An 11434-nucleotide genomic window follows, 5' to 3' on the forward strand; every position below is an offset into this window, starting at 1 on the left:
TACAGACTTCTAAATAAATTCGCCCCAAAAAAAATAGCCCGAGAGGCCGTCTTTGAGAACGCCTTTCGGGCTTTTCCTATACTTCATTCTAAAAAATACTTGGGCATAATGCTCTTTTCGAGGGATATTAACCATTAACTTCAATCAATCCAACATAAACATTAACTTCAATACCATCAACGAGAAATTGAACCGCTATTGTTTGAGGGACCGGTAAAGTAGCTTGTCCGTTATGGCCAATAAGCAGGACCGGCGGAGAAATATCAAGCCCGTTAATGCCTATTTTGCTAAATTGAGTACAAGTATTCGCACATATCATATTCCCCATTTCGGAGATTGCGCTTTGGGCCAGGGAATCAAAGTCCTCTACAGGCATCCCCATCATCATTTTAGATGCAAATAGTTTGGCGGAATCCAAACTCATACCAATTAAAACGGCACCTTTTAACACTCCGACCAAAGAAATATTTACCAGAACTCCATCGTAATCCAAGGTTGACGCGACTAAGGAGAGACCTTTGCGTTCCACCGATTGAAAACCGATTTGCGGAAGGATGTCTATAAATGAAAGGATAAGTGGGTTAATGAGATTTATATCCATGATGCAGCTCCTTTTTTAAAACCAATTCCAAGAAATATAGATCCAAAGGTCGTTTGGGCATAGGCGGCTTGAATTTTTAAATTTGGACTGGCAATTTCCGAATTTGAGCTAAAAAAGACGCTGGGAGGAGATACGCGTAAGCTGTAGGATTTATCCTTTTTATTGAGCATTGAGCAAGCGACGCCAGCAATGATATTGGCGAGTTCTGCAACCATTGCCAATACTTCTTCGTGGTTCTTGCTGGGACGATGTAAAAGGATTTCAACAATTTGCTCGGCAGCTTCACTGGATAAATCCAAAATCATAGATCCGGAATATCGTCCAATGATACCGATAACTGTTGTAATCCCTTGGGATACATAAGTGTCATCGAAGGTGTCCATAGATTCGAAAGATACCGGTGTCTTAGTCATACGTGTAATATTTTGCGAAAGCGCTTCATTGAAAATTCCGGGAGCTGATTCAATAAGTTCTTCATAAAGAGTGTCCGGTGACAGTATGTTCTTAATGATATTCATAAGATGCTCGCCGTCAATGGGCTTTTGGACATATCCGGCAATGCCTATCCGTCTGGCCTCCGCCTCTGTCTCTTCATCCTTCATTGAACTTACAAGTATTATTTTAGCTGAGGGGTCATTCATCAGAAGTGCTCTGCTGCATTCGAATCCGTCAGTTCCGGGCATGACAATGTCCATAGTTACAATGTCAGGTTGGCAATTGTTATAAGTTTCAATTAAGGAATCGAATGAATCCGCTTCTCCTACAACTTCACATCCCCCAAGCTGCAAAGTTTCGGCAATAAGCGTTCGAGAAAAAAATGAGTCATCGACGATCATTACTTTAGCTGCGCTCATACACACATTCCTCTCAAAGTCCTTATTATAATAGTTTTAATAAATTGACCAATTCGTCTTCTTTTTGCATATTATAACATAAAACTTAAGTTTAAACAGAAAGAAGTTTGTTTTTTGGAAATAATTTGAACTAGTTTAATTAAAACTAACCAATAAATAGGATAAGCGTCTAAAAATAGTAAAATTATTATAATAAAGTTAATACTATATCATTGAAACGAGATAAAAGCTTGTAAAAACTTGTAAGTACTAAATTCAATTCTTAATTTTCATCCAATCGTGAGACCCCACTTTTACAAGTGGGAGTGGTTCCTGTTCTCTGTTTCGGCACCCGCCCAGGCTTGTCGCATAGGATGGAGTGTGGAGGTAACTGTTATGGATGTGTTATCCTTAACCAATGAATTTGAAGCAGAGAGTTTTGGCGGAGCCGGTACAGCGGTCAGTGGTATGGTTCATATGCTTGATCGTTCAGGAGTGCGTCAGACCATTATTGTACCGCGCAGTGATTTAGCTGAACCTAGATGGGATCTAAGAGGATTACAGATTAAAGTTTTAGGCTTGCCTCGTAACGGTCATTATATTGGTAATTTAGGTATGATCAAAGCGGAGACGGTAGTTCGGGAATTTCCTGAGCTTCATCAGGAATGGGACTTAATTCATTGCCATGCCATTAATTTCACGTCTTTGGCTTATACACTTTCGGGCGGAATAATCCCAATTATTTATTCTGTTTATTCCTTTTTGCGTCAGGAATTAGGAGATATTGCGGAGCCTGAGCTGCAGGCGCAATTTAAAATTCAAGAAGATCTTTTGCTGCGCTGCCGACAGCTTCATCTAATAAGTCAGAACGAAAGGAATTATTTACAGGAAAATTTTCCTCAATATTTATCGAAAACGGAAGTTCTGCCTCTCGGCATTTCCTGGCCTACCAAACGCTGGGAACCGAAAAACACCAATGAGTTTCTCTTTGTCGGCAGATTGTTGGCTTATAAAGGAATTGAAGATTTAATTCAGGCGGTCCACCTGGTAAGACAAAAAGGACGGCAAGTTCGGCTTAATATTATCGGAAAGGCACCGGATTACACTTATGAATCCCATTTGAGAAGACTTGTTGAGGCAAGAAAACTAGGAGCTTTGGTCAAATTTCAGGGTTGGCTGCCAAGTAGTTCAGAAGTATGGGGCTGGATGAGCAGGGCTGCGGGACTGGTGGTTCCCAGCAGACGTGAGGCTTTTGGCCTCGTGGCTTTGGAGGGCATGGCCATTGGTGTTCCAGTAATTACTTCCAGTGCCGGGGGGCTTGCAGAATTGGTTTCTGATTCTTGTGCTCTTACCTTTGAACCGGGGAATATCAAACAACTGGCAAACACTTTACAAAAAGCTATTGACAATCCTGCAATACTGCGGCATCTCGCTGCCAAAGGCCAGGAGAAGGCAACGAGTCTGGAATGGGGACGGCTTGCTCCCAAATATATGATGCTTTTGGAACAAGCCAAGAAGTGAGTGAACATGTTCAGCTAAAGCTGAACATCGGGGCTTCGGTGACGAAAGTGTCCTGCGGACACTTTCGCCGAGCGCCTAGCCCATAACAAATGCTGAAACTTAAATAACGTTCAAAGGGAGTCCTTTGGCTGATTCAGAGGGCTCCTTTCCTATGGAATGAATTAAGTGCGAAGGGAATGCAGCTTACAGGCAATCAGTTATTGTATGATGACAAGTTATTATTATCTTCATTGTACAACGTGTGTCAGATATACGGAGGATGACATAGGATATAGCAATCATTGTTGAAGGGGGAATGGGGGAACGTGTTGGAACAGAAGCAGGTTTTGGTCACAGGTGCAGGTGGGTTTATTGGCAGTCACCTGACTGAAACATTAGTTAAAAATGGGGCTAAGGTTCGCGTCTTTATTCGCTATAATTCCCGTGATGGCCGAGGAAATTTAGAGGATTTGGATCCAAAAGTTCTTGATGAAATTGAAATTGTTGCCGGTGATCTGCGCGATGCAGATGTCATTGAACGTTCGCTGAAAGGCTGCGACACAGTATTTCATTTAGGGGCGTTAGTGGGAATTCCTTATTCTTATAAAAATCCTCGCGAGGTCGTTGAGACGAATATCATGGGGACATTTAACGTTCTGACGGCTGCCCGGGATCTTGGTGTAAGCCGAATTGTTCATACATCAACCAGTGAAGTCTATGGGTCTGCACGCTATGTGCCCATTGACGAAAATCATCCCCTTCAAGGCCAGTCACCGTATTCCGCCAGTAAGATCGGAGCGGATAAATTAGCCGAAAGTTTTTACGCTTCCTATGAGTTACCTGTCGTTACTGTAAGACCGTTTAATTGTTACGGGCCGCGGCAGTCTGCGAGGGCTGTCATTCCAACATTAATTACTCAGGCTATGGCCAGTAAAGAAATACGTCTGGGCAATATAGAGACGTTACGCGACTTTACGTATGTTACTGATACGGTCCAGGGCTTTATAAGAGCATCTCAGAAGCAGGCAGCTCTTGGCAAGGTCATTAATGTAGGTTCAGGAAAAGAAATATCAATTGGAGAGTTAGCTCACGTAATTAAGAAAACCTTAGGCAGTACGGCAAACATTGCTGTGGATGAGTCAAGGATTCGACCGAGCCGCAGTGAGGTCAACCGTCTTTTGGCGGATAATCATTTAGCCAGGGAAGTACTCGAGTGGGAACCGTGTGTTCCTTTGGAAGATGGGATAAAAAGGACCATGGAATGGATTGCCGTTCATTTAGACCGCTTCCAAATCGGTAAATACCAGATATAAAGGTGAAGAGGGGAATGCAATGCAAACCATTATGTTAGCAGGTGGACGGGGAATACGTTTGGATCCATTTTCCCGAATTTTACCCAAACCTCTTTTTCCGATTGGGGATAAACCCATTGCAGAGATTCTTGTGGAACAGCTTAAACTAGCAGGTGCTCATGAAATCGTCATGTGTTTAGGGTATCTCGCTGATTTAATGAAGCTTTACTTCCAAGACGGAAGTTATTATGGCTTGAGCATACGCTATTCGGTGGAAAAAGATCCTTTAGGAACGGCAGGTCCCTTACGAATGGTTGATATGCTGGATGATAATTTTTTGGTGGTCAACGGGGATGAACTAACAACCTTAGACTTTGGGGCTTTGTATAAACACCATTTAGCAATGAAAGCCGATATGACTGTGTCTGTGCATCAGAAATCTATCAGTTCATCCTTTGGAGTCCTGGAAACGAAGGATGGTAAAATCATATCTTACTCGGAAAAACCAACCATAGACTATTGGGCAAGTATGGGGATTTATGTCATTAACAAAGGGGTTCTCCCCTTGATTCCTGAGAATCAACGTTTTGATATGCCAGATCTGGTTCAGCGTCTTCTTTTAGAACAAGCTAATGTCGTTAGCTATGAAAGTCAGGATTTATGGTTTGACATTGGGACTCTCGCTGATCTGGAAAAAGCCAAGGAACAATTCGAACACTGTTAGGTTTAAGTAAGGAGCGAGAGCAGGGTATGAAAAAAGTCTTGGTCCTAGGGGCAACAGGGATGTTAGGGCATACCCTCTTCAATTCTCTTTCTGAAGTTCCGTGGTTTGATGTTTATGCAACGGTCCGTTCAGGAAAGGAATTATCTGGCTGGCTGCCCATTGCCAGAGTGAAGAAGGTATACTCTGATATCGATATTCTGCACACAGATCGTCTGGTCAGGGTTTTCGCAGAGGTTAACCCTGATATCGTTGTGAATTGCATTGGAATTATTAAGCAGCTTCCCGAAGCCCAAGACCCCATCACGACGATAACGGCTAACGCACTTTTACCCCACCGCATAGCACGGCTTTGTAGTGTCTCAGGTGCACGATTTATCCATGTCAGTTCAGATTGTGTGTTCGATGGTGCAAAGGGGAATTATGGTGAACATGATTTTTCTAATGCCGCCGATCTTTACGGAAGGACTAAATTCCTCGGAGAAGTCACTTATCCTCATTGTATAACGCTTCGTACTTCAATTATTGGTCATGAGTTAAAAGGAAATTATGGACTGGTTGGATGGTTTTTGAGTCAAAAAGAAAAGGTCCGGGGTTTTAGGAAAGTCAATTATTCCGGGTTTCCAACCATAGAATTTTCACGAATTATTCGTGATTATGTAATTCCGAATCCGGAAATGAACGGTCTTTATCATGTATCAGCGAATCCTATCTCAAAATATGAGTTGCTTAAATTAATAGCCGCCCAGTACAACAAAACCATCGATATTGAACCCGACAATAGCGTTCGGGTCGACCGATCATTGGACTCTTCAAAATTCCGTTCTCTTACGGGGTATAATCCGCCTGGATGGACTGAACTGGTTCGTGAGATGTATAACCATTATTTGCAAGGCCCATATCAAATTCGGTAATAGGTTTTAGGGGGATAAATATGAAGCTTTTTGATAATAAAGTTATTGTTATTACCGGGGGGACAGGTTCACTTGGAAAGGTGTTAACCCGACGGTTATTAAAGAAGGAACTTGGCTCTCCAAAGAAAATTGTTATTTTTTCGCGGGATGAAGCCAAGCAGCATACTATGAGAGTTGAGTACCAGAACAAAAAGAAGGTCACGGATGAAGTGATCTATGACAATTTCGCTCGTTTAATTGAATTTCGCATTGGGGATATTCGGGACTATTCCTCTGTTTGTTCAGTGTTAAAGGATGCAGACATTGTTATTAACGCGGCAGCTTTAAAGCAGGTTCCGTCTTGTGAGTATTTTCCCTTTGAGGCAGTGCGAACTAATATCCTTGGAGCGGAAAATATCGTACGAGGAATTGCCGAAAATAATCTTTCAGTGGAAACAGTTGTCGGAGTATCGACGGATAAGGCTTGTAAACCGGTAAATGCCATGGGAATTTCCAAAGCCATGCAGGAAAGAATTTTTATCACTGCCAATGTTGTAATTCCTAAGACAAAATTTATATGTGTGCGCTATGGCAATGTCCTGGCTTCCAGAGGTTCGGTAATTCCTTTATTCCATGAGCAGATTAAGCATGGCGGTCCGGTTACGATTACGACTAAAGAAATGACCAGATTTTTATTGCCCTTAGAAAGTGCTGTGGATACCATTTTCGCGGCTCTTGCCGGGGCAAAAGCCGGTGAAATCTATATTCCCAAAATCCCTGCCGCGCGGATTGAAGATGTTGCAAAAGCACTCATAGAAAAACGGCCAGTCTCTATAAGCTATACGGGAATTCGGCCAGGGGAAAAAGTCCATGAAGTCCTAATTTCTGAAGAAGAGGCCTGGAGGGCCTATGATCGAGGCGCTTATTATGCCATCAAGCCGATGCTTCCTGAACTCTTTGTCCCTGAACCGGATCAACAGGCTTTAGTAAAGGAGTATAGTTCCGGAGATTTTCTCATGACCTTCGAAGAAACGGTTGCTTTGCTGAGAAAGCAACAACTTTTGGTTGATCAATCTCAAGAAGAAGGAGAATTTTTACGTTGAAGAACTACAGCATCGTTTGTATATGCCAAATCTATAATGAACTGTGCAAGGACAACCTGGAACGGTTTGTGAACTATGTTCTCCCTTTGGTGAATCATTTGGTGGTTTACGATGACGGCAGTACGGATGGCAGCTACGAATATTTGCTTCAACGAACACCCTATGTCATTAGAGGTACAAAGAATGACTTTGTTAACGAGCGAAGCCACAAGCAGCTCCTCTTGGAGGAGGCCTTAAAGCTGGACCCGGATTTTATCTTGTGGTTGGATGCGGATGAAGTGCTGACTGCTAACGCCGCTGAGAAACTTCAAGAGTTATGCCGAGAGTGTGCTGAAAATCAGATCGATGCTGTCAATATGCACGAGATAAATATCTGGCGCAGCAATTCCTGGCAAAGGCTGGACAGTTTGTATGATCAAGGCTGGTTTTGCCGACTCTGGCGGGTTGTCCCCGGAATCTGTTTTCACGACACTAAGCCTGGACTTCATCAACCGCTTTTCCCTTCAACGATCCGGAGTGTAAAATGGACCCTTGACGTTCAAGTTTTGCACTACGGTTTTTCTTCAGAGCAGCGTCTGGCTTATAAGTATCTTATTTATAAGTCCCATGGACAACGGGGCTATGATATGCTGGACCGTTTAATCAGCGAAGAAAAACTTGTCACGGAAAGAGTCCCTCAGGAACTCTTTCCGGAAGGTTTGTGGATCGATGATGAAAAACCGCAGCCCTTGACCTTTGAGGAATCCCTTGCCTATGTGGAAAACTATCGGGAAGAAGTGTTCCGGCCGAGATTTTCTATTGTTTGTTTGGTCTATAAGAGTGTAGAATGGTTGAAATTTGTTTATGAACAGGTCTTTAAGTTTACTGATATGAGTGACAAAGAATTTTTCTTTGTGGCCAATGATGCCAACGCCTCCGTGCTGAATTATTTAGCCGACCATTACATTCCCCATTATGTTTTTACCAATACTCCCGAGCAGCAAAAGGAATGGTATGTCAATAATGTTTATCGTGCCTACAATTTTGCAGCTGCCAAAGCTCAGGGGGATTTTGTTATTTTTATCAATACAGATATGGCCTTTTCACCAGGTTGGTTTGATCATCTTTGGCAGGCATATGACGGAAAGAATTGTGTTGCCTCGCGTTTAGTGGAATCCGGGAAATTGCCCAGCGGTCAGTTCGGGGTGGAAAGAGACTACGGCCGAGATTATTCCACGTATCGGGAAGATGAATTTTTAAAATTTGCCCGAGAACTCTCGGAATCAAGAGTGATGGATGGCGGTCTGTTTATGCCCCTTTTAATCCGTAAGGAACATTTCGAAGGTGTCGGGGGCTATCCGGAGGGGCAGGTTCTGATGGGCAGTGATTTAAATCATCCGGTTATTGCCCGACGGGGAGAAGCTTGTATATCCGGAGATACCGTTTTAACGTTAAAACTTAAGGTACTGGGAATAAAACATCAAACAGCCTTTGACAGCATCGTCTACCATTTTCAATGGGGGGAAATTGACAGTCTGAAAACCGCGTCGGCAGTACCGGGAGAGATTAAAATTGCCGTCTGCAATGATTTATCCTTAGGATCGATGCAGGAAAAAGTTTTCTGGACCGCTTTGCAAAAATCCCTGCCTGCTTCAGTTGATGTTCACCAGCAAATTACCGGGCTAAAGGGAAACTATACAGACAATAGTCGTAACTATATTAATCAACATCATCCGGAAGTCGAAGTGATTCTCCAAAATGCAACATTTATTAATACCATTGATAAATCACGTTATACAATTGCCTTCCTGCAAGATAATGTTCGATCCCAGAATATAGACAATGAGCAGCAAGAGGAAAATCTGAGGCGGGCCGATAGACTTGTGACGAATTCTATCCAGACGGCCTTAGCTTATCCGGAGTATGACTTCGAAATTATTTCCGATGGTGTTGATGCGACCCCAAAATGGCGGCAGTTACTGCAGGCTGTTTTTAAAGAACTTATGATAAAAAAGGTCAACTCACAAAGGAAAGCCCCGGGGCATAAGGTGTCCATCATAATTACTACCTTCCAGAGAACCCATTTGTTAAGGTGGGGGCTTTATTCCTTATCCCTCCAGAAAATACCTTATGAGTTTGAAACCATCGTAGTAAATGACGGTATAGAGGACGAAACGGAAACGATCTGCAGCGAGTTTAAGGAAAAGCTTAACTTGAAGTATATTTTTACCGGGCAAAGAAATGTTGGCAATGATCCGGTTTGGAGAGTGCCCGGTTTCGCGATAAATATCGGGGTAAAGCAAGCTACCGGAGACATTTTGGTTATGTGCTGCGCTGAAATGTTTCATGTCAATGGAACTATTGCTAAGCTCACCAAGCGGATCTTGGATAATCCGAAACTGTTAGGTATTCCTGTGGGAAAAGATGACCGTACGGGCGCTTTATTGGCAAGTGTCGACAGAAATAATGGAATCTTTGAACCGGAAGTTTTCGCCGGCTGCGTCGGGTTAGATACAAGGATGCCATTTTTGATGGCTCTCCACCGCAGTCAATTTATAGAAATAGGGGGCTACGATGAGGACTTTGTAGGGGTTGCCTACGATGATCGGGATTTGATCGATCGCTTATTGCTGAATGGCTGTAGATATTGTCCGACGGATGCGGTAACGGTGCATTTGTACCATCCGAGAGCAGAGGGCTATTATGAAGGCGGAGGTCCTCCGGAATGGGATTATAACAAGAATCTCTATTTTACCAGAGTTGGTAAAGTTGTTCGGAACGAGGGCAGAGAGTGGGGGAAATTATAAAATATTGAAGCATCGGCTGCTGTTAGCAGTCGATGCTTTATTTGCAGATAAGTTAATTTCGCAAAAGCTGGCTTTTCTTCTTCGCCAACCTTTGTTGTCTTCTGACTTTGGAGCCAATAGTAATTCGCATTTGGGATAATAAGCTAATCTAACCATAAGTTGTAACCAAAAGCGGACAAAATCAATATAATAAAGAAGCTTACTAAACCAGGAGGTGAAATTGCTTGCCTTATTTTACAACAGGATTAATTAATAATTCCTGGACTGGTCCCGGAAAAAAGACTGTAAGCCTCATTATAGAAATTTCTAATGAGGATACATCGATTGTGGCAGTTCAAATTGATGGTTCATTTTATAAAGGACAACAAAAATTCAAGTATGTTGATGAATTCTTTGTCATTTCTGCAGGAATTGTGGACCAAAGAAGTTTCAACAGCATTTATGATGCCATCGAATTTCAGGTATTTGTAAGTTCTTGTGATGCCCATGTTTCCATCCGGGGAAAGGAAGCAAACGGACAGGTTACACCGGTCTTGCCCCTGATTTCTTCGGAATTGAATTCGATTAAAAGATCATCAATAGATGAAGTTGAGGGGCATCTGTAACAAATTGTGTACAAGCTGCGTAATATAAAGTACCGCAAACAAGGAGGTGCTGGGAATGGCTTCATTAACAACTGGTGTGATAGATAACACTGCGGTATCGGGTGTCAGACCAAGTACAACGCTTTCGGTATTAATATCAAACGACGATATTACAAGTGCTTCAATTCAAATTGAAGGATTTTTCCAAAGCGGAAGTACTAAAGTACAGTATGTCCAAGAACTCTTTTTACTGCCTGCGGGGGGCGTAGCTTCAAGAAATTACAATGTTCAATTTGATGCTTTTGAATTTCAGTTTATCGTAAGTTCTTCAGCCGTCAATGTATCGGCTTGGGGAAAAGATTCAGCAGGAAACCTTACAACAGCGCAGCGCTTGGTCGCTCAGGAGGTTAATCCCTTTTAGACGCGATTTTAAAAACTACTAAAGAATTTAAACTGATGAAAGGAGATGGAGAGAGTGGCTTTATTGACCACTGGAATCATCGAAAATACACCGGTTGCCGGTGTGAGACCGACGGTAACAGTTACTGTGAAAATTACTAACGATAATACAGCTCCTGCGAACGTAGAAATTTTAGGGTTTCACGTGACGGGAACCACAAAGGCACTTTATGTTCAAGAATTGCTGGCTTTGGCACCGGGGGATGTTGTTACAAGAGTTTACTTCGCGCAATTCGATGAATTCGAATTTGAATTCGTAACCAGTTCCGATGCTGTGGAGATATCCGTATGGGGGAAAAATGCTGCTGGGGCATTGGTTGCCGCGCACAGACTGGTACCCGCAGAACTTAATCCAGTAGGGCCTGTAGGAATTACAGGAGCGACCGGAGCAGCAGGAGCGACAGGCGCAACGGGAGCAGCAGGAGCGACAGGCGCAACGGGAGCAGCAGGAGCAACAGGCGCAACGGGAGCAGCAGGAGCGACAGGCGCAACGGGAGCAGCAGGAGCGACAGGCGCAACGGGAGCAGCAGGAGCGACAGGCGCAACGGGAGCAGCAGGAGCGACAGGCGCAACGGGAGCAGCAGGAGCGACAGGCGCAACGGGAGCAGCAGGAGCGACAGGCGCAACGGGAGCAGCAGGAGCGACAGGCGCAACGGGAGCAG

General features: G+C 43.4%; 10 protein-coding genes and 1 pseudogene. 9 read left to right on the plus strand and 2 right to left on the minus strand.

What is annotated here, in order from left to right; translation table 11 throughout:
• Positions 1-127 precede the first annotated feature (127 nt).
• On the minus strand, positions 128-601 hold the full coding sequence (locus ACPUYX_RS08585) for a chemotaxis protein CheX (protein WP_426379271.1): 474 nt from the start codon (positions 599-601) through the stop codon (positions 128-130).
• Positions 592-1455: a response regulator gene (locus ACPUYX_RS08590; RefSeq protein WP_426379272.1), complete on the minus strand. Its 864-nt coding sequence runs from the start codon at positions 1453-1455 to the stop codon at positions 592-594. Before ACPUYX_RS08590 ends, ACPUYX_RS08585 begins: the two co-directional genes overlap by 10 nt.
• A 375-nt stretch (positions 1456-1830) precedes the next feature.
• Between ACPUYX_RS08590 and ACPUYX_RS08595 the strand changes: the two genes are divergently transcribed.
• The 9 genes and pseudogenes from ACPUYX_RS08595 to ACPUYX_RS08635 form a co-directional block, all read left to right on the plus strand.
• A complete protein-coding gene (locus ACPUYX_RS08595) occupies positions 1831-2955 on the plus strand; it encodes a glycosyltransferase family 4 protein (protein ID WP_426379273.1) in 1125 nt (374 codons plus the stop codon).
• A 305-nt stretch (positions 2956-3260) separates the two neighbouring features.
• The gene (locus ACPUYX_RS08600; protein ID WP_426379274.1) at positions 3261-4247 is read left to right on the plus strand and encodes an SDR family NAD(P)-dependent oxidoreductase; all 987 of its coding nucleotides are present in this window, start codon (positions 3261-3263) and stop codon (positions 4245-4247) included.
• A gap of 19 nt (positions 4248-4266) precedes the next feature.
• Positions 4267-4950, plus strand: a complete 684-nt coding sequence (locus ACPUYX_RS08605) for a sugar phosphate nucleotidyltransferase (RefSeq protein ID WP_426379275.1) — start codon at positions 4267-4269, stop codon at positions 4948-4950.
• Between the two features lie 26 nt (positions 4951-4976).
• Positions 4977-5861, plus strand: a complete 885-nt coding sequence (locus ACPUYX_RS08610) for a dTDP-4-dehydrorhamnose reductase family protein (RefSeq protein WP_426379276.1) — start codon at positions 4977-4979, stop codon at positions 5859-5861.
• 20 nt (positions 5862-5881) lie between these two features.
• Positions 5882-6943, plus strand: coding sequence for a polysaccharide biosynthesis protein (locus tag ACPUYX_RS08615; RefSeq protein ID WP_426379277.1), 1062 nt, complete (start codon positions 5882-5884; stop codon positions 6941-6943).
• Positions 6940-9729: a glycosyltransferase family 2 protein gene (locus tag ACPUYX_RS08620; protein ID WP_426379278.1), complete on the plus strand. Its 2790-nt coding sequence runs from the start codon at positions 6940-6942 to the stop codon at positions 9727-9729. The genes ACPUYX_RS08615 and ACPUYX_RS08620 overlap by 4 nt, the downstream gene beginning before the upstream one ends.
• 224 nt (positions 9730-9953) lie before the next feature.
• Positions 9954-10334, plus strand: coding sequence for a hypothetical protein (locus ACPUYX_RS08625; protein ID WP_426379279.1), 381 nt, complete (start codon positions 9954-9956; stop codon positions 10332-10334).
• A gap of 55 nt (positions 10335-10389) precedes the next feature.
• Positions 10390-10734 (plus strand): hypothetical protein, encoded by a 345-nt coding sequence (locus tag ACPUYX_RS08630; protein ID WP_426379280.1) that lies wholly within the window; start codon positions 10390-10392, stop codon positions 10732-10734.
• 54 nt (positions 10735-10788) lie between these two features.
• A pseudogene (locus ACPUYX_RS08635) lies at positions 10789-11434 on the plus strand (hypothetical protein); the annotation flags it as partial.

Origin of the sequence: Desulfosporosinus sp. SYSU MS00001 (genome assembly GCF_049943955.1) — a bacterium.
GTDB lineage: Bacteria > Bacillota > Desulfitobacteriia > Desulfitobacteriales > Desulfitobacteriaceae > Desulfosporosinus.

What these genes read in the sequence shown, in the direction of transcription:
- ACPUYX_RS08630 (WP_426379280.1), top strand. Translation starts at nt 10,390, where the DNA reads ATGGCTTCATTAACAACTGGTGTGATAGATAACACTGCGGTATCGGGT.
- ACPUYX_RS08610 (WP_426379276.1), top strand. Translation starts at nt 4,977, where the DNA reads ATGAAAAAAGTCTTGGTCCTAGGGGCAACAGGGATGTTAGGGCATACC.
- ACPUYX_RS08585 (WP_426379271.1), bottom strand. Translation starts at nt 601, where the DNA reads ATGGATATAAATCTCATTAACCCACTTATCCTTTCATTTATAGACATC.
- ACPUYX_RS08615 (WP_426379277.1), top strand. Translation starts at nt 5,882, where the DNA reads ATGAAGCTTTTTGATAATAAAGTTATTGTTATTACCGGGGGGACAGGT.
- ACPUYX_RS08590 (WP_426379272.1), bottom strand. Translation starts at nt 1,455, where the DNA reads ATGAGCGCAGCTAAAGTAATGATCGTCGATGACTCATTTTTTTCTCGA.
- ACPUYX_RS08595 (WP_426379273.1), top strand. Translation starts at nt 1,831, where the DNA reads ATGGATGTGTTATCCTTAACCAATGAATTTGAAGCAGAGAGTTTTGGC.
- ACPUYX_RS08605 (WP_426379275.1), top strand. Translation starts at nt 4,267, where the DNA reads ATGCAAACCATTATGTTAGCAGGTGGACGGGGAATACGTTTGGATCCA.